This window comes from Aquimarina agarivorans (assembly GCF_000218485.1).
GTDB classification, from domain to species: Bacteria; Bacteroidota; Bacteroidia; order Flavobacteriales; family Flavobacteriaceae; genus Aquimarina; species Aquimarina agarivorans.
On record NZ_AFPB01000078.1, the window covers coordinates 1 to 19916 of the forward strand.

Genomic DNA, 19916 nt, shown 5'->3' on the forward strand with positions numbered 1-19916 from the left:
AGGTAATGATTTAACATTAGTATTAATAAAAATTAGTACTCCTATGAAAAATAAAGGTTATAAAAATATATGTTTTTTAGCATTATTTGTGATTTTAGCAATAGTCACTAGTTTTGCTCAAGGAAAGTCAAAATTTAAGTCTCAAATTTCTAATAAAATAGTAAATGGAAACAATGTGCTTATTGAAAATCACCCATATCAAGTTGATTTGAATGGTTGTGGAGGTGCTATTTTAGGGTCAACTTGGATCATTACTGCGGAGCATTGTATTTTTGGTGATGGGACCAATATTGTAGTTGGTGCTGGTTACACCAGAATAAGTGAATCTTCGGAAGGGCAATTTGTTAGGATTAAAAGAGCTATTCGAAATCCTAATTCCAATAGTGATATGGCATTACTAGAGCTGGAAAGTCCATTGGATTTGTCTGGTAAATTTGCTAAAGCTATACCCTATGCATCTTCAGTAGTTTTTGAAAATGCTTTAGTTTCCAAAGATGCTTTGTGTTTTTCCACAGGTTGGGGATTGACAGATCCTAATAATCAACGTTCGGCTCCAGATCATTTGCAAGGAGCAGTTTTAAAGTTTGGAGATGTAGCACTTTCAGATGATCGTATTCGAGTAGAGGAATTTGAAGGTCGCATGGCATGTAGGGGGGGATAGTGGTGGTCCGTTAGTGGTGGAAGCAGATAATGACGATTCAACATTCATTTTGGTAGGAACAGTAAGTGGGGGAGAAGGGGAGCCTTGTAGCGATTTTGGTTTTTGGGGTAATGTTGCAAAGGCAGCAAGTTGGATAACATTGGAAACAGGAATAAAACCTTACCAAGCAAGTAATACGTCAAGTATCGATGATTACTTAGATGCATCTGAAAAAGAACTTGATTTTATCGTGTGGCCTAATCCTGCTAAAGAAGCTATACATATTCGTTCAAAAAAAGAGATAAATAAAGCAATGATCTATACATTATCAGGTCAAGAAATTTTGAAAGTGACTGATTTTTAGGAAATCAATATTACTTTACTGACCAATGGAGTTTATGTGCTAAAAGATTTGAATTCAGGAAATAGTAAGTTGTTTGCTGTTGAAAAGTAGTTGTCTTAATAGATTAATCGCATATTGTTCATTTATTATCAATTATTGGAAATTCCTAATTTATTAAATATTTTTTTACTATAAATTTATCAATCCATACTATTGAAATTGACGTGCTTATGCTAATAGTAATTAATGAAAAATAGTCTTCCTTCCATAAAGGAAAATAGAACTTTTTAATTATAGTGTACAAATAACAAAGGCCTAACATGGCTAAGGTGAAAAATATGAATTGTAAAAATTTATTTTTTATATACATTGGATGTCGAATGAAGTAAAATTAGAAAAAGTCTTAATTTTTTTAATGGAGTTTAGTATTGATTATTGATTGTAGCACAGTGATTATTGATTTAAATTTACTCAATTAAATTTTAATTTTAAATAAAAGTGAAGCAGAACAATTTGTTTATTTAAAAAAAGACCATCTTGTAGGATGGTCTTTTAATTTTTTTAGGGCAAATTTATTAGATACCGTATAACGAAAATCTAAAACTTGGATCGGAAATATTGATTAATAAGAATGAAGGGTTACTCGTGAAAACACTTTCTTCAGTCCTTTCTACATAAAACCCTTCTGTATTAAACAAAATGTCTAATGTTGAAGTTATAGTTGATACATCTCCTAGACTTGATACAAGGTTAAATTTAATTTTTTCATTTTCTGTGATAACATCTTCGAAAAACACTCTAGCAAATACGGTGCCATCTAAAGCAAAATCAAAGTATGATCCATCTGGAGTATCAAAGAAAATATTGAGTGTAGTGAATGAATCATCAACATCTAAATTTACAAATTCATCCGATGTAAGGGTCAAATAATTATTGGATGATTTGTCAAAAAATAAGTATCTCCTAAATTCAGTACCAAATATATTGGACTCAGGAAAAAATAAAACACCAGGATTAGTGCCATGACTAATTACAGCATTTAAGTTATTTTGGTTTGCTACAAAGGTATTAGTACCATCATTATAATTAAAAGATTCAAAGTTTGTACCATTGATATCAATAGGAGTTACAAATTTGAATCCATTTTCGGTTATTGAAATTGGTTTGATTACTGTTTCTATAACGTTGCTCGTGGTATTCAAAAAGTTTATAGTAGAAACTCTTGTAAAAGGATCAAAACTAAATGATGCATTAAAAATGGTTTCATTGCCAGTATTAGTAACTACAAAACTTCTAAAAAATAGATCAGTTTCAAAACCATTTGCTATTCTTTTATCTAACCCTCTTAATTTTATAATATCATCAGCGTCAGTTTGGGTAGCTCGTTTTAAAATAAGTTTGCTTTTTTCTGCAATTAACTCTCCATTATCATCAATAACTTTTAAATCAGATTTACTTAAAAGAACAATTTCTTCTTCCGAAAATTCATCAGTAAAATTGAATTGAAATTCGGCATCCCTAGAAAAGTTTACAGATTGAAATCCGTCAAAATCATCGGTAATGTTTGAAAAAGTATTGTAAGTATCAAAAACTAATTCAGGTACTTGTGAAATACCTACTCTATAAGAGGACAAACCATCAAACTCACCAGAATTATGATCCGAAGTAATGTTTACGGTATTATTTTCGTTAAATTTAAGATGAATTTTGTAGACACCACTATTATCACTTGGGACGTAATCGGCTGTCCAGCCAAATTCAGCACTTAATAATAAAGTGTTTAATTCTTTTAATTTATTTGTTACACGATCTTGTGTGTTTTCTTCAAAAACAGCTTCAATGTCATTGTCACTGGCACAGGCAATCAAAAATAGGGTAGCCAATGCAAATAAGTATTTATTAATTTTTTTCATGTTGGTCTTTTTTTATTCAATTCCTCTCAAAAATTCATCACGAAGTACATTGATATCTATACCAACATCGTCTCTAAGGTATTCAGTAATTATGGTTACTTTTTCCTGAATTCTTTGGCGGCCTTCATTTCTTCGGGTGCAATCAATTAAACCATCAGCGCTAAAAGTGGTACAGTCTTCAGGAGTTATATAACGACTTTCAAATACATCGGCAGGAGTGGTGATTAATTCTGCAACCATTTCAGCAAAATCTTCACCTACAGCTGATGTAGCGTAGGGAGAAACCATACCACGCATAATTGCGCTTTCCTGCGATACTGTTGTCCATGTACCAGGCGAGGAATAGTCTTCATTAGAAATTTGTATGTACTGCTGAAAATCAAAATTGAAGTTTTGATCAACTATATGTGCAAACTCATGGTGTAGCGTTTGAAACGCTTGATTAATCCAAGCTGAATTATCAGCTCCAGGTTCTAATGAAAATGCATTACCTTCTACTAAAGTAACACGTACACCAGAATCAGCAACACCAAGTGTTCGCGTTCCATCGCCATTTAAAATAGGTGATCCAATAATTACTATTTCCGCAGGAAAGTTTCTTTTTAAAAATGATTCGCCAATATTAGATGCTTTATTGTAGGGAGTTATCCACGCTTTTTTAATTAGTTCGGCAATGGGTTGTACATTTTCTAATTTTACGGGCGTTCCTTGTTGATCGGCTTCTAACAAGTTGTCATCAAACTTATAACGAATGATACTACCAAAAGGATCAACAAATTCTTTTTTAAGGAATAAATCCAATTCATTTTGAGATTGTTGCTCCGTTTCAAAAATAGGTTTAGGTGATAGTGTATCTTCAGAATTTGAACATCCAGATAGTATTGAAACAGCTAAAGAGACTACTATTGTTTTTGTTGTATTTGCAATGTTTTTCATAATCTTGACTTTTTTTAATGTTATCTAGGATTTGGTGCTAATCCACTATCAATAGCATCCTGAGGTATTTGAAGCACTTTTCTTAAATCTTCAGCTTCTAAGGTTAGTATTTCACCACCTTCGGTAAGTGGAAGCTCGTGCGTAATTTCAATTTTATATCGTTTGATATCAAACCACCTTAATCCATGATCTAAAAATTGAACCTTTCGTTCTTCTAAAATGATATTTAGTAATTTTTCATTTAATGTTCTTGCAGTATCAAAAGTACTATTGTTGATAATATCTTCAGTATAAACGTTACCATCATAATGTGCAGCAACAAGTATATTTAAATCATCTAAAGCATCATCAAATTGATTGAGCATTAATTTGGCTTCGGCTCTGTTTAAGATTACTTCTTCACCTTTGAAAAGTTGTTCAATAAAATAAGGATTTCCAGTAGTTGCCGATAAACTTTCTCTAAAAAAGAATTCCCTTAATCTTGACAAGTATCTTGCTTGAGTTCCAACTTGCCATATACCAGTAGTATTACCAACATGAGTGCCAACAGGACTAGCTAATAAATCGGTTAATTCTCGGTCATTTAATCTGAATCCTGTATCACGACGTTGATGTGTGCTAAAAACTTGAGTAAAAAGTAAATTACTGCTATCATCAGGGCTATTATAATTGTCAGCAGTTTGATTATAACCTGCCCCCCTTACATTATCGTAGTTTGTAATAAATTCTAAGGGACTTTTTCCATCATAAAACCTATCTGAAAATTCAATACATTTTTGATAGTCTCCTTTCCATAAATAAAAGCGACTGGCAAAAGCTAACGCAGAAAGTTTGGAAAAGTGAAATTTAGTTGTTCCTTCAAAAAAACGTGTGTTAATTAAATTTAGACCTTCTAGTAGGTCTTTTTCAACTAAATCATACACTTCTTGTACGGTGTTTCTTGTATAAGTAGGTAAAAACGACTCTTCAGGTTCAGTAATGTAAGGGATTCCTAAATCAGTAGCAGCGGTAGCAGCATCGTAATGTTTACCAAATAAATTAACCAGCATAAAATGATGGTATGCTCTGGATAATAAAGCTTCACCTTTTATGGCATTTATATGGTCTGGATCAGGATCGCCACTTATTGTTTTTAAACTTTGTAATGCTTGATTGCTATGTGCTATAGCTTCATAATTTTCATTCCAGTAATCGTTAGGAGTATCGTTTTGATCATTGGCAGTTATCACCTCCCACTTGTATGCTTGCCTATTTTCAAGTTCAATGGTATTTCCGCCCAAATCTATTATTTTACCAGCACCATTTCGATTGCCCATAGGGCCAGCAAGGTCAGTCATTTCATCAGTAAAAGCGACACTTGCTTGAGAATAAGCTCGGGCGCTTAAAGCAGCAACTTTTTCAATAGAATTTAACTCTAAACGATTATCAGGAGTTTCGCTCAAAAACTCCTCGCAACTAAAATTAATACTAAGGATTATGAGTCCTAATGTTATATTTATATATTTCATTTTAATTTTTTTTAAAATCCTACATTTAATGTTAATGATCCAGATCTTGGTACAGGTAAAGCCGATCCACCTGTATTAAAAAATTCAGGATCCTGTCCATTTAGTTTATCATCAGAATAAATTAAGAATAAGTTTTCAAAAGTTACTTTTAATCCTGCTCTTGCTAATCTTAATTTTTTACAAAAATCTTTAGGTACTTGATAACCTAACGAAATAGCTCGCATTCTGACATAACCGCCATCGGCAACTCTTAAAGAGCTTTGGTTATATAAATCGTAAGCATTTTCACCAATTCTAACAATGTTATTGGCATCTACACGTCCTCCAAGCTCGTTGATAATAGTCCCAGCACTCAGTATTGCAGGGATATTAGTGGTAAGTTCATCACCAGGTAATCGCCATCTATTGGCAAGTTCTGGTGGTAAAGCATTAAAGTCAGTATATGTTGGAGCAAAGGTGCCTCTTAATCTTATTTTGTAGTCGAACTTAAAAGATACAGTCCCTGCTAGGCTAAAGTTTTTGTAGGTGAATGTATTGGTGAAACCTCCAGCACCTCGGGGTTGCGTAGGTCCTTCATATTTCAGTATTTTTTCAATATCTTCTCTTCGTTGTAAATCAAGATCAGTTTGAGGGTTTCCGTCAGCATCCAAAAAAGTTGGAATACCAAGTTCGTTTAATCCTGCAAAACGAGTAGAATACAAGGCAGAGGTTTCTCTTCCTTCTACTGGATTTCCATCAGTCCTAAATAAGTCAACTAATCTTGGTTGAAAGCTTATACTTTGAACCTCTTCAGTATTGTAACCAACATTAATATTAGACGTCCAACTAAAGTTTTTATTTTTAATATTGACTGTAGTTAAAGCAAATTCATACCCTTCTGATTTTAAGGTTAAAAAGTTTCCATCTTTTCGAGCAAAACCACCAACACCATTGGTACGCACCGTACCAATTAAATCAAAAGAGTTACGTGAGTAATATCCAATTTCTCCAGCAATTCTATCATTAAATAACGAATATTCAATACCAGTACTAAATTCCTTTAGTTTTTCAAATGTTAAATCTTTATTTACTAAGGATTGAATTTCATTTACACTGTTCCTGTCAAATGGCCTTAAAGGCACTTCGCTAGTTACGTTTAATGACGATCCTGCTTGTGGTGAATCCGAACCTTCCAGGTCTTCGCCACTTAGTCTGGCTACACTAGCAAGAGGACCACGATCACCAGTTAATCCATACGTACCTTTAAGCTTCAAGAAATTAATCCAGCTGGAGTTAAAAAACTCTTCGTTACTAAGTGTCCAAGCACCACTAATATTATAACTGGTAAGGTATCTTGCATTTCTTGAAGAACCTTGTAAGTTAGAACCGTCTCTTCGTAAGGTACCATTTATTGTATATCGATTATCATAATTGTATCCAACACTTCCAAAAAAGCCTACAAAATGATCTGTAAAATCATTAACTCTAAAATATTGATCATTGTTATTAGTTATCAGATCAATCACATTTTCATTTGAATTTACGACTAACCCATTATCAAAAGAAATACCAAAACCATCAAAAGTTCGTGTATTACGCTTGGTAACTCTAACCTCTTGACCTGCTAAAATTGTAAATTCATGTAAATCGCCTATTTTAGGATTCCAGTTTACTGAGTTACGGAAATAAGAATAATTCAATACATCTTCGCTAAATATATTAATACCACCTTCGGACAATACAGAAAAAGGAGGGACAAATAATCTATTTGGGTCTTGGAATAAAAATGGATTAATTGGTGCGATTACTCCATCGTCAGCTCTATAAGCTTCAGCCTGATTTGAGGTGTCTTTAATAATGTGATCCCGCTGTGTTATAGCACGCCTTAAATTTACTAATGAAGTAAATGTTAGGTTATCTTTAATTTTATAATCAAGAGATGTTTGGAAACTAAGATCGGTAACATCAATATCAATAAAATTATTATCCAATTCATGTAAAATATTGAAAGGAGCAAAGTTCCTCCTGAAAAATTGTGGATTTCCATTTTCATCAAATGGGGTGATGCTCCTGGCATTTGATAAGGCAAAACTATAAGGATTAATATCAAAGTCTCTTGTAAATTGACCTGTAATAAGATTAAAAGTTCGATCTGTGGTTCCTGGTGTTTTTTGATCTCTAATACTTGCTGATAGTGATGTTGATACAGAAACTTTAGGAGAAAGTTGGAATACAGTATTTAATCTGGAAGTTATTCTTTTTGCGGTATTACCAACGGATTGCCCTTCATCATCTAAATAACTTGTGGAAAAGAAATACAATGCATTTTCGCTACCTCCTGATATACTTAACGAATGTGTTTGTTGTAAAGCAATTTGATTAAATAAAAGTTTGAACCAATCCGTATTGGCAGTTTGATTTCTAAAAAGGGCGGCATCGGAAATTGTTCCATTAGCACCAATAGGTACCAAATTTTCTCTTCTGTTAACAAAATAATCTCCAATTACACCGAAAGCTTCGGCAGTCTGAAAATTAGTAATATCGAATATGCCTTTTTCAACAAGTTCTTGGTATACTTCAAATTCTTGTTGAGAATTTAATACATTAAAATCATTATATGTGGGACGTAACCTATACGATGAAGTATTGCTATAATTCACTTTAATTTTTCCTTTTCTACCTTTTTTAGTGGTAATAACAATTACCCCGTTTTTAGCTCTTGCTCCATAAATAGCTGTTGCAGAAGCATCTTTAAGTATAGAGAAAGTAGCGATATCATCAGGGTTAATTCCTGCAATTGCAGATCCAATTAATGAATTTACATTACCAGAAGACAAGGCATCACTTGATACCTCTACATTGTCTTCCAAAATAACGCCATCAACCACCCATATTGGATTATTATTCCCGTTAATAGAAGTATTACCTCTAATTCTAATTCTTGGAGAGGCACCAAATGACCCAGAAACATTATCAACAATAACACCAGCATCTTTGGCTTCCAATAAACGACCAGGGTCAGTTACTCCTTCTATTTTTACTTCTTCTAATTTTAATTTGGTAGCGGTTCCGGTAAATAATTTTCTGTTGATTGTTTTATAACCATCAGTCAAAACTATTTCATTTAGTGACTCAATAGCTTTTATAAGCTTAATATCATAATTAGTGCGGTTTGTATCAGATATAGTTATTTGCTGATCTTCAAAACCTAAACTTTGAATTGTCAGAATATCATTTTTAGTAACCAAAAGTGCGTAATAACCATCAAAGTCAGTAACAGCTCCTTTTGATGTTCCTTTAATAAAAACGGTTACTCCAGGTATAGGTATACCATCTTCGTCAAGCACTTGACCTTTAATTTCAAAACTTTCTTGGGTTTGATAAGGGGACGAAAAGTTGTTTAAAACTTCATTTGCATTAGCAAATTGTGTACTTAAGACAGCAATAAGTACAGTTAAATTTAAAATTTGCTTCATAGAATTTTTACTAGTTATACATTTTTATTATGCACGCATAATACTAAACAACAAAACTAGTATGCTGTACCTTTAAGATAGCGTTAATTAATGTTAAATTTTTAATTCAAATGTGTTTTTTACGAAATTTTTAGTTTGAGCTGAAATAATTGTCAATATATTTCCTACAATGTTTGATTTTTTTTGTTAATTACGTTTTTGTCAGAAAACACCTTAATTTAAATTGTTATTATAAATTTCCTGCAATTTTTGAATTTTTAATTGTTATATTCTGATTTTTAAAACAAATTTTTGAATTCAGTTTGTTGAAAAATAAGTGATTATATGTTTGTTTTTAACAATGGGAATAGTAAAATTGCTTAATTTTTATTTGTATTCAATTGATTTTTCTTGTTAACGCTAAAAATAAAAAACAATAAAAATTCTAATCGTATAGTTATTTGATTTGCATTATTTGACTTTGAATTGGTGAAAATTGAAATCAATTGCTAAAGAATTCGAAGATTACAAATGAAAGAATAAGATTAATAACTCTTTTAAATTTAAAGTTAAATTAACAAACAGTATCGGTATTTGATTTTTTCATCATATTAAAAACATTTGAATGTATTTTGTGTACAAAGTACTATTTATCGGTAAATATTATAAATACAAAAAATCTAGACTTTTTGATAGCGAGAAGCCTAAAATAGGCATCTTTTTGTAATGCATATTTTAGGCTTATACTTATTGCTCAACCTTCATAGCTTGCTGGCTGTTTATGGTATTGATATTTATATTGTCGGGTAATTCTAGTGTACGCATTGGGAATGGTATTGAAATCTGGTTTTCATCAAATGCTTTTTTAATGACAATCATGGCTTTACTTTTCGCTTTAGCAACTAGTAAAGGTCGGCTGGATTCAATCCAAAATCTGGTTTCAAAATTAATACTGCTATCACCAAATTCTCTCCATAAAAATAATACATCCCTTTCTTTATTAACGGAATCAAAATGCTGAGTCAAAGTTTCTTTTACCAACCGTTGCACAAATTCTAGGTCGCTTTTGTAAGCCACGCCGCAGGTTAAAATAACTCTGGACATTTTTGTTTTAGAAAAATTCTTTAGCGCTTGTTCCGAAACTAGTTTATTAGGAATGTATACCAAATTATTATCAATTTGTTTAATAGTCGTTACCCTTAGGTCAATATCAATGACTTCTCCTTCAAAATCATTGGTTTTAATCCAGTCACCAAATTTTAAATCCTTAATGTAGGACAATACTATACCCGAATAACTGTTAGCTAAAGCACTTTGTAGCGCCAAACCAACGGCCAAACCAGCAACTCCAGCACCTGCAAGAATGGTGTTTAACGCCTTACTTAAATTAAGAATCCCTAAGATTAAAAACATGGCCAGGAGGATGGTAATTAAAGAAAAAGCTTGAGCAATTAATTTTTTCATGGAGCGTTGTAAGCTACTCCGATCAAGTAGTTTTTCAACAAGTTTTGATATGTATTTTGACGCTATTATGGCAAGTACAAAAACGGTTATGGCAATAATGATGTTAGGTAAATTCAAAATGACACTATCTAACCAAGTGGCTAGTTTATCTAACATCTTATTATAAGCTTCAATAAAGTGATTTTCATTAATCAATTTCATAGTTATTATTTACAAATGGGATTTGTAAAATAACCTAAGTATGCATTTATGTGTTGTGCAATCAGAAGAATTGTTAACTCAAAAATGGGAACGGTCAGTATGTAAATGGTTAAATAATGTTTCAAGTAAATAATTAATCTGATATGTTTAATTGGTCTCCATCTGAGTTTTATTGTTGTTACATCGGTTCTAATTGTAATTGAAAAATTTGATGTTGGAAACGGTATTACCCTTTCGGGAAGAAAAGCATTTGTTTGATAAAAATGTAATTAAAAACTATCTGAATTGAAAGATTAAATCGGTTTGGTGCAGAAATTTAAAATTTACCTTTAAAATAACCGATGAACATCAAAAGCTATTGTTTTCAGTGGTTTATCTATCATTTGGATTCACTTTTAACCCTGAATTTTCACTTTTAGCAGCTATAAGCGTGTATTGTAAAATAATTTTTCATGCTTAATGGTACAAATTCCCGTTGGACGAGTTAAAGTTTAAAAAAGCATACTACTGCTATAATTTTGTAAGTGTAAGATGAAAAACGAACCCCTAAAATTATCACTTATGAATACATTAAAAAATACTTTAATAACTGGATTTGCTTTACTAATAGTAGTATCAAGTTGGGCGCAATTAGCAAGTGCTGATGTTGAAACTATGGAAGTAGCATCAACGAGCGAAATTGAAGAATCAATTTCATACAAAAATTTGTCTAAGATTTTAAGACAACATTCCAGCATATTAGGTGCTGTTGATTACACGGCATTTAAAAGAGAATACCGAAAGTTTGATAACGTGTTACAGGAACTTTCAAATACTAAGGTAACAAACAGATGGACACAAAGTGCTAAAGTGGCAGATTGGATTAATGTTTATAATGCATACTCTATTAAATTAATTGCTGATAATTTTCCAGCAAAACGCTTGAGTGATATCGGAAAAGTTGAAAAAATCAAGTTTTTTGAAATTAATAATGAAATGATGAGCTTAAGCGACATTGAAGAAATTATAGCCTCATTTAATGACGTACGCGCTTTATTGGTGCTAAATAGGGGATATGTGGGAAGCGTAAAAATGGATAAAGATGCTTATACAGCTGAAAATTTGCAAAAAACATTGAACATGCGTGTTCGCGTATTTTTAAATAATACAGCAAAAAACAAAATTTCAAATACCTCAATTGAATTATCGCCTTTAGTGAAAAAATATAAAAAGGAAATTGAAGGTGAATATGATAGTATTAAGGATTTTTTAAAGGTATTCACGAATAAAAATATTACAAATGAACAAAAGGTAACTTACTTGCCTTATGATGATACTATCAATTCATTTCAGGTAGTATTTTAATAAATAGTACGTAGCTAAGAGTTACGAAAATAAGTAAAAAGTGTTAAGATATTGTGTTTAGTTAGTTAGTTTGTTAGGGTTGGAAATGCAAAATGTGTAACTGTTGTTATTTGGTTAGTTTAGTTAGCAGTTACAATAGTATTTCCTAATTTAAAAGCACTCATTTGAGTGCTTTTATTGTTTTTTGAATATTTGGACCCAGTTCATAGTAGGCTTCTTCTAAATCATGCAACAAACTATTTACCGTAGTTTGATTTTTGGAATTTTTGTTCAATACCAAAGCGGCATTTAACAGCGCTTTAGGTTCTTCCGTTTTTCCTAAAACATGATCTTTTATTATTTTTTCAGCTTTATTTTGAAATTGATTAACTGCTAAGGCGCGAGCATGCCAACTGTATGCCATTGGTGTCTCTCGCACTTGTTGCAGCTCTTTGGTACTTAGTGCTAAGGCTATTTTATTATCGTTTGGAATACTATTGTTTACTAATAATTCAATAAGGTGCAGATGATACATATAACCATATTCCGATTTGGTTACCATTTCTTTAAAATGACCGCTCATTTCCTTTTGTAGCTTAGTATCGTTATTAAATTTAGCAATGTTGCTTTTAAATAAATAATAGTCTGGTTTTGGAGCACGTTTTATTAATGTGTCTAAAATTTGATTAGCTTCTAACACGTTTTTTTCATGTGAAAATGCAATCCAGGCAATTCCTTTAAGTGCATAATGACTGTAAGGATTTAGTTGTAGTGTTTTAAGGTAATAATCGTATGATTTTTTAATGTTTCCCTGATGTCCGTAAAAATCAGCTAAATTGGAATAGCTCCATTTTTTTAAATACTTATCAGCGCTAAGCTGCGCTTGTTTTAAGGCAAGTTTCAAATAGCCAATAGCATCATTTAGATTACCTTGAGTGTCTTGCCACTTTCCCATTCTGATCAGGTAGTTGAAATCCTTATTGTTTTTAAATTTTTGAAGATAGTTAAAAGCAACAGCATCATTTCCAAGTTCCAAATGAATGTCGAAAAGCAATTGGTTAGTTGTTCTGGCTTTTTGACCAATTTTAGCTGCTTTTGACAATAATTTTAAACAAGGTCGAAATCGATGTTGTTTAATATAATTTTGGGTCAACTGATGAAGTAGCCCCACTTGATTACTATCAGTAAGTTGAACTGCTTTTTCCAACGCCAGTTGAGCGTTTTTCAAATGTTGTATTTTCGCCGTAGCTTCAAAATAACTATTTTCGGCAACAGCCAATTTGCTTAAATAAATAGATTGAGTAGTATCCTTGGCTGCTTTTTTTATCCAAAATTGAAGATTTGTTCTGATGTCACTGAGCCTATTAGTAGTATCAGGTTGTAAATAAATTTGATAATCTTCAAAATTTGTAATGGTATGTACATTGGTTTTGGAACAACTAGCCGTTACAAGTGCTACTAGTATAACTTTTTTCATTTTTAAACTATTTTTTGGGGAAGTAAATGCGGAGTTTAGCTAATAGTGAATACTGTTTTACATATAAATCATGTGCAGGTTAAATAAGTATAATAACATTAACGCTTACTTTTACTAGTAGTTTTTAAAACTTCTGGTTGTGTTATACCAGCAAAAATTTACCCCGAAAATCAATTCGAGGCAATTATTCATTATTTTATTCAATTACCAAGGCTTAGGTAGGTAAGGAAACGTAGTTCGAAAAGCACGATCGTTGTTATTTACATTGTCTTTTGTTAATGAAGGATTTTCGGAACCATCCTCGCCACCAAAAATGAGAAGCAAGGCAGTATCAATCACATCATCTTCTAAATTTCTTCCCGTAAGGACATTTGTGCCATCAAAAAAAGTAGTTGGAGCAGTAAGACTTACAGTTAACACATCGTTTGCCAGTACACCAGCCAGCTCAGGAGCAGTTAGGCCTAATGCATTTGTATCCGTATCATTAGTGTATGCAGGGCTTAAAGCAACAATGCGGTCTTCAATTTCTTGAGAAAAATTGGCTTGAATATCTTTAGTAACTGCAATATTAAAAGCATCCTTTCTGTTAGGAAGTATCAATGCTGTATTAATTGCAGGTTTACCAACACGGTCTTCCTGCACAAAGGTACCATCAAAACCTGTTACAATTTCCTCATTAGTCGCTGAATTTGCATCTTCATTAAGGCTACAGGCAACTAAGGTTATGGTAAGCCCAACTAAAGTAAGTAATTTAAATTTTAAGATCATTTTAATTTTGTTTACGGTTAGCAGTTACCCAGGCATTAATGGTATCACTGGTTCCCAAAAGGGTTTTAGGTAATTCAATGGCAAGCGTTAAAACGTTTAGTCCATTCCAGGTATCATTTCCAGGATTTAAAAAACCAGTAGCTTGTCCGGCAATTATTTGTCTAAAACGAGCAATGTCAAAGAAAAAGGGATCGTCTGTAACTCCTGCAAAATACGAAATGCCAGAGGCATTTTTTAGAATAATATCTTCGTCCTGATACGGCGTAATGCGTACAGATTCTTGTATGGAAGCGTCGCTAACAATGGAGCCACTTAATCCAGTATTATTCGGAATTACCGGACCAAAAAAGTGCATTTGATCACCTCTTCTGATCATTTGAATAACTAAATCCTCTACATTATCTCCAGTATTGTCAATATTAATTTCAAAAAGTACATTTTGATCAAAATTGGCATTTTCACTTTCTTGAGGGCTTAAAATACCCTGACTAGTAACTATAAATACCATATTTTCTCTGGTATTATTTTCAAAAGCATAAAAATCAGCAACGTCAGCTGTTGTATTCAATACACTTGGCGCATCTACATGGTCGGACGAAATTAATAAAGCCGCCCCAACCGAAAGCGCTACAGCACCTATGATATAGTTTTTAAGTTTTTTCATAACAAATTATTTTTTTCGTTTTTTAAAGTGTAACACATAGGCAAAGTTCCATCCAAAAAAAAGATTACCATCTTTAAAATTAAAATTAACAGGCGTTTCAGTAATTGTGATATCTTCGGCATAATCCCCGCTATTGGTCAAAAACATTTGTATTTGTACTTTGGAAACCTCCCAGTTGACACCCAAAGAATAGGCCCCAAAAGTTTCGATATTTTGTAGTGCAGATGATTTGGGGAGCCAATAGTATTCTGAAAATAATGAGGCATGTTTTCCTACTTTATAACGCCCCCCAAAACCTAGAGCCACGTGTACATCCGGATTTTCTTCAAATCGATTTGATCCACGGAAAATAAGTGTAGGAGATACTTGTAAGGATAAATTTCGATCAAATTTGCGGGCAAAAAGCAGTTGTGCGTATATATTTGTTTTATCACCAAAGCCATCTTCTAAATTAATAGAAGTGTTAGGAACGGTGGTGTCATAAATTGCCGTAGGATCGCCATTGCTGGAAATATTTTGTAAATTTTCAAATCGATGCGATCCCCCTAAAAGCCCAGTAATACTAAAAGGAATACTTTTTTTACCTGAGCGTTGTTGTACAATACGATATTTAAAATAACCATCTAAAGCATTAGTATTTGACCACCCAATTCCCACGGTAAGTTGATTCGTAAATGCAATATCTGCTCCAAAGCGAGCGCTCATTCGGTCTGATGCAAAGTTATTAGTTTCAATAACTTCGCCGTCAACTTCTGGAATGTTCCAGTAACGGGTATATGCAGTAAGTTCTACAACTCCTTTTTTTCTGGTTTCCACCGAATGAAACATACCTATCCGAAGCATTTTAAAGGTGGATTGTACTAATTCCGTACGGTCTTTTTCTTCAAAATATAATTCATCCAAAAGCCCCTGTGCATGTGCCGAGGTAAATCCTAGGTAAATAGTAAGGGTTATTATAAGTAATTTACTTCTCATAATGATTGTATTTGAAATTGAAAGATATTTTAACAGTTTGTGCAATACGATTAGCCAATATTTGTGGAACTTTAATTTTATAATCTTTAACGTTTAATTCTGTTTCTCCAATAATTTCGTAAGTATTGGATTTTTTTGTTATATCAGCTTTTATTTTAATAGGTTTAGAAATTCCTCTTAACGTAAAATCACCATTTATTATTTTAGTTTGTGTTCCCGAAAGATCTTTGTCAAAATTTAAAACAACGCCTTCAAAAGTTGCTTTTGGATATATGTCTGACTCAATGTAACTATCATTAAAATGTTCTTGCATCAATGATTTTTCAAACTGGAAAGCTCGCATCAAAATACTGACAGCAATTTTTTTAGTTTCAGGTTCAAATAAACTGAGTACCTGATCATTTTCAGCTTTAATATTTTCGGATGTAGCATAGGAAAAAAAAGTAACTTTCCCATTGCGACAAATATATTTATCTCCCTTAATAGAGAAGCTAGTAAACCATAGCGGTATTAGTAAAAGCAAACATAGTCTTTTATACATAGAGGTGTTTTTAGATATTTAATGTATTGAAAAGCAATCAATTATTTTTTAAAACAATGCAATTTAATAAAATTAAATAGTTTAAAGACCCTTTGTAGATTCCCTTTATTTTAATATGTTGCCCAACAGTATAGTTACTTACAAGATGATTTTGATCCGTTTGAAATTTACAAGAAATCATCACATTATCTTCTGAAGTTAACAAAAAAGCGTAACTTTTATCAAAAGTTATTTCACTTATTTTTCCACTTACAATAATTGGTTTTTCAATAAATTGATTTAATTTTTCTACATTTTTAGCTGTTGAAAAATCATATAAATCTGTTTGTTTAATTTCTATGGCCGCTTTTAATGTTTGAGTTGCCGGAGCTTTTTTTGTGATATGCATACCAACCAAAGAAAAGAACACCAATTAAAAATGCAAGGAAACTAACTAAAAAAAGAATTTGTTTTATTGACATATGTATTAAATATACTACAAATAAAAGGTTAATTGTTAGTATTCAAGATTTAAAATATGTTCAAGGTAAAAAAAAGGGTTAAAAGTGAAATTTGAAGTATCGGTTATAAAGGTTTTGTAATAAAAATCAGAAACTGTTACTTTTGTTTTAATATGTTCAAAATAATTTATGAAAGATTATAAGCTTTATACCAAAATAAGCATCATTTACATTGGTATTTTTTTAGTATTAAGTTATGGTATTGTTTTTTTATTGCTCAAAAATTATATAGTTACACTTATTGAAGGAAGCTTAAAACAGCTACAACACCAAACTGAAATGTTAAAGCGGGTACAACTGAAGGTAAATGGGGTGGATAAAAGCTTTGATGATGTGTTGCTTATTCAAAATATTATTGAAGATTCTCAAATGCAATTAAATTTTGTATCTGTTCTTAATTGGGCAGGAAATTATGTTTGTTATCCTGAAATTTTTAGAGTAGGTGAAAAGCCAGATTCAAATAATGTGTTTGAAAATGAAACTGTTGATGCCGTAAAGGTGTACAGCAAATTTTTTTCAACTCCAACACTCTTAGAACCTGATGCGGGGGATTCGCCTATAATTTCTTTATCACCGATTAATAAATCTGATTTTATCATTGCCAACCATTTAAATTTGAAAGAAATTAAAATGATGGCACAGCAAAAACGCTACTATTTTACAAGTATTTTAGCAGTAATGGGGTTAATTTTATGGTTGGTTACATTATGGGTATGTCGTTTTTTAAGCAATCATTTCAACAGACAAATAGAGGCAAGAGTTGAAGTACTTTCAATGAACGCAAAAAGTATTAAAGATATTAATGCATCATTAGAAAAGTATCAAGAGAATTTAAAAAATATGGGCAACAGTCAAGAAACAAAGTTGCCTGAAATTATAGATAAAGATACTGAGGAATTTACAAAAGAGCGTATTTTAACCTACGTTCGTAACGAGTTATTGCCCATTAGTATCACAAGTATAGCTTATGTTTATGTTGAAAATACGATAACTTATATTGTTACCAAACAAGGTAAAAAATCAACAACGCCTGATCCTTTGGATAAAATTTATAGCATGCTAAACGAAAAAGAGTTCTTTAAAGTAAACCGACAATTTATAGTTAGTATTGAAGCTATAAGCAAAATCACCAAATTTGAAAATAGTAAATTAAAGTTACAGGTAACTCCACCTTCAGAATTGGATGTAATCATTGGGAAAAACAAAGTATCTCTATTTAAGCAGTGGTTGGATTTATAAAATTTCCTTTTTAAACCTAATTTTTCCTTTTGGGGATATTAATTTAATCCCAGTCAATCGATTAGTTTATATTTGCATTATAATTTTAAACAATGTTTTTATGAATAACATGATCAAAGCACTATTGTTAGTAGTAGGTTTACTTAGTTTTTCTTGTGAGGAAGTACTCGACAGATTTACAAAGTTTGAGATAAACAATGAATCTTCGTTCACAATAGCGGCAACTACCCTTATTGATACTCCAGTAGCACTAAACACACCCGAAATTGAGTCTAACGAAAATAATGAATTTAGTAATAATAATTCCAGAAAAGACCTTATTGAGAGCGCTAAAATTCGAAGAATGGAATTAGCTATTGAAAGTCCAGCAGAAGGGAGCTTCAATTTTTTAAATGAAATTGAACTTTTTATAAACGCCGAAGGGTTAGAGGAAACAAGAATTGCGAGTAAATTCGATATAGAAAATACTGACAGTAAAACATTAATGTTGGACGTGGATTCAGATACTGAATTAAGCCAATATTTAAAAAAGGATAAGTATTCGATACGTGTAAGAGCTGTTACAGATCAGACGATTAATGAAGATTACGAAATAAAGGTAAACAGTAAATTTTTTATTGATGCCGAAGTATTGGGTATTTAACAATCTTGATTTAAAAAAGAAAAGCCGCTAAAAATCGCTAATGGTTTTAGTGGCTTTTTTTTGTGTTTTTTTCAATTAATATTATGATTGGTTTTATTCTTTTTTTGAATAATAAAAAGGAATTGTCCATTGTAAAAAGTTTGATGACCCATCATTTTTTTGGATAGTTAATTCATTTAAACCTTTTTCTATAGAGGACAAATCCAAATAACAAACTATTCCCAGTTGATTACTATAAGAGTGATAAGAGCTAAAAAATGGGACACTTTGCTTTTTGCTGTTGATGAGCAAAAAATTATATTGTTGATAACAATTAATGTTTTGCTTCGCTTTATCTTTTTTAGATAATTCAGTTTTTAAATCACTTGAAAATTTGCATACACTCTGCTGAATTTTTTTTTCATACTTAAAAATAAGTATGAAAACTTTCAAAACTTTTTTATCAATTACGTCGGACTCAATTTGAGGATTTAAAATTAAATCAATTTTTTTTGATTTTTATCCAAATAATAAGCGGCATTTGTAGTAGTTGAATCAAAATAATGATCATGTTTAATAAGATAAAGGATATTACTATTAGAAATTTGATTAATTGGAACGATTAAACCAGAAGTTAAAAATAAAATAAGAAGATAAACTAGCTTTTTTTCTCTTTTAAAATTAGAACCAAATATTATAAATACTTGCAAAAGTAATTTGTAAAAAGGTCCTAAAACTAAAAGAGATCCAATTTTAACTAATTGAAAATAAATTATCTTAATTTTAGCATTATTTTTATGGATTTAAATTTATTTAATACAGAAAATAATGTCTGGGCTAATAAAATAAACACTATAAGAGCTACAGGAATTAAGAGTATGTATTTATGCACATAATTACTTAGAAAATTAAAAGAAAAAACATATAGCGTTGCAAGTATGCAGGCATAAGAATAATAGAGTAAAAAAGTAGAAGCAACTGAAAAAATTGCACTACACAAATCATCAACTTTTTTAATGGTATTTTCTATCGGGGGTAATAATTTTAGCATTTTCTCACTAAAAGTTTTGGAATAAATACTATTATCAACCCCATAATCAGGAAATACTGAATTTAATCCCAACAATCCAATCCAATAGGCTCTTAGAAAAAAATGAATTATGAACATGGATATCAAAATACTAATAGCCATTAGTCCAAAAAAAGTAATGTAGTATCCAATTTCATATTGATTAGGGTGTAAGTAATCAATAAATTTGTTAGCTAATACCTTAATTAAACCAACCATTTTTAGTGACCCAAAAAATGAAATAGTAGAGACCAATAGTTCAGCTTCCCAACTTTCTTCCTTTAATTTTTGCAACCAAT

17 protein-coding genes are annotated in these 19916 nt (G+C 31.4%); 5 read left to right on the top strand and 12 right to left on the bottom strand.

The features are described from left to right. Together GMC_RS18965 and GMC_RS0103525 are read left to right on the top strand one after the other, a co-directional pair. Positions 1 to 661, top strand: a 661-nt coding sequence (locus GMC_RS18965) for a trypsin-like serine protease (protein ID WP_010520836.1), incomplete at its 5' end; no start/stop codon positions are given. Then, positions 630 to 1004 (top strand): T9SS type A sorting domain-containing protein, encoded by a 375-nt coding sequence (locus GMC_RS0103525; RefSeq protein WP_138940555.1) that lies wholly within the window; start codon positions 630 to 632, stop codon positions 1002 to 1004. The genes GMC_RS18965 and GMC_RS0103525, both read left to right, overlap by 32 nt. A gap of 554 nt (positions 1005 to 1558) precedes the next feature. On the opposite strand, the gene GMC_RS0103530 is transcribed toward GMC_RS0103525, so the two are convergent. The 5 genes from GMC_RS0103530 to GMC_RS0103550 form a co-directional block, all read right to left on the bottom strand. Then, a complete protein-coding gene (locus GMC_RS0103530; RefSeq protein WP_010520838.1) occupies positions 1559 to 2896 on the bottom strand; it encodes a DUF4302 domain-containing protein in 1338 nt (445 codons plus the stop codon). A gap of 12 nt (positions 2897 to 2908) precedes the next feature. Then, on the bottom strand, positions 2909 to 3832 hold the full coding sequence (locus GMC_RS0103535; protein WP_010520839.1) for a substrate import-associated zinc metallohydrolase lipoprotein: 924 nt from the start codon (positions 3830 to 3832) through the stop codon (positions 2909 to 2911). 20 nt (positions 3833 to 3852) lie between these two features. Next, the gene (locus GMC_RS0103540) at positions 3853 to 5340 is read right to left on the bottom strand and encodes a RagB/SusD family nutrient uptake outer membrane protein (protein ID WP_010520840.1); all 1488 of its coding nucleotides are present in this window, start codon (positions 5338 to 5340) and stop codon (positions 3853 to 3855) included. Positions 5341 to 5351: 11 nt separating this feature from the next. Continuing rightward, entirely contained in the window at positions 5352 to 8795 is a 3444-nt protein-coding gene (locus GMC_RS18970; protein WP_010520841.1) for a SusC/RagA family TonB-linked outer membrane protein, read from the bottom strand. Between the two features lie 726 nt (positions 8796 to 9521). Then, positions 9522 to 10439 (bottom strand): mechanosensitive ion channel family protein, encoded by a 918-nt coding sequence (locus GMC_RS0103550; RefSeq protein ID WP_010520842.1) that lies wholly within the window; start codon positions 10437 to 10439, stop codon positions 9522 to 9524. A gap of 561 nt (positions 10440 to 11000) precedes the next feature. On the opposite strand from GMC_RS0103550, the gene GMC_RS0103555 reads away from it, so the two are divergent. Then, positions 11001 to 11783 (top strand): DUF547 domain-containing protein, encoded by a 783-nt coding sequence (locus GMC_RS0103555; RefSeq protein ID WP_010520843.1) that lies wholly within the window; start codon positions 11001 to 11003, stop codon positions 11781 to 11783. A gap of 160 nt (positions 11784 to 11943) precedes the next feature. On the opposite strand, the gene GMC_RS0103560 is transcribed toward GMC_RS0103555, so the two are convergent. The 6 genes from GMC_RS0103560 to GMC_RS0103585 form a co-directional block, all read right to left on the bottom strand. After that, positions 11944 to 13239 carry a tetratricopeptide repeat protein gene (locus GMC_RS0103560; RefSeq protein ID WP_010520844.1) on the bottom strand — a complete coding sequence of 432 codons (1296 nt, stop codon included), beginning with the start codon at positions 13237 to 13239 and terminating at the stop codon, positions 11944 to 11946. Between the two features lie 204 nt (positions 13240 to 13443). Continuing rightward, positions 13444 to 14007: a DUF4331 family protein gene (locus GMC_RS22530; protein ID WP_010520845.1), complete on the bottom strand. Its 564-nt coding sequence runs from the start codon at positions 14005 to 14007 to the stop codon at positions 13444 to 13446. Position 14008: 1 nt separating this feature from the next. Continuing rightward, a complete protein-coding gene (locus GMC_RS22535; RefSeq protein ID WP_010520846.1) occupies positions 14009 to 14671 on the bottom strand; it encodes a DUF4331 family protein in 663 nt (220 codons plus the stop codon). Between the two features lie 6 nt (positions 14672 to 14677). Continuing rightward, a complete protein-coding gene (locus GMC_RS0103575) occupies positions 14678 to 15646 on the bottom strand; it encodes a DUF5777 family beta-barrel protein (RefSeq protein WP_010520847.1) in 969 nt (322 codons plus the stop codon). Further along, positions 15636 to 16187: a YceI family protein gene (locus tag GMC_RS0103580; RefSeq protein WP_010520848.1), complete on the bottom strand. Its 552-nt coding sequence runs from the start codon at positions 16185 to 16187 to the stop codon at positions 15636 to 15638. The genes GMC_RS0103575 and GMC_RS0103580 overlap by 11 nt, the downstream gene beginning before the upstream one ends. Positions 16188 to 16224: 37 nt before the next feature. Then, a complete protein-coding gene (locus tag GMC_RS0103585) occupies positions 16225 to 16575 on the bottom strand; it encodes an OB-fold protein (protein WP_010520849.1) in 351 nt (116 codons plus the stop codon). 241 nt (positions 16576 to 16816) lie between these two features. Here GMC_RS0103585 and GMC_RS0103590 point away from each other — a divergent pair, with 241 nt between their 5' ends. After that, complete coding sequence (locus tag GMC_RS0103590) at positions 16817 to 17926, top strand: LytR/AlgR family response regulator transcription factor (RefSeq protein WP_010520850.1); 1110 nt, start codon at positions 16817 to 16819, stop codon at positions 17924 to 17926. A gap of 100 nt (positions 17927 to 18026) precedes the next feature. Beyond that, entirely contained in the window at positions 18027 to 18569 is a 543-nt protein-coding gene (locus GMC_RS0103595; RefSeq protein ID WP_010520851.1) for a hypothetical protein, read from the top strand. A 751-nt stretch (positions 18570 to 19320) separates the two neighbouring features. On the opposite strand, the gene GMC_RS0103610 is transcribed toward GMC_RS0103595, so the two are convergent. Continuing rightward, positions 19321 to 19911 (bottom strand): hypothetical protein, encoded by a 591-nt coding sequence (locus GMC_RS0103610; RefSeq protein WP_010520854.1) that lies wholly within the window; start codon positions 19909 to 19911, stop codon positions 19321 to 19323. Between the last annotated feature and the right edge of the window lie 5 nt (positions 19912 to 19916).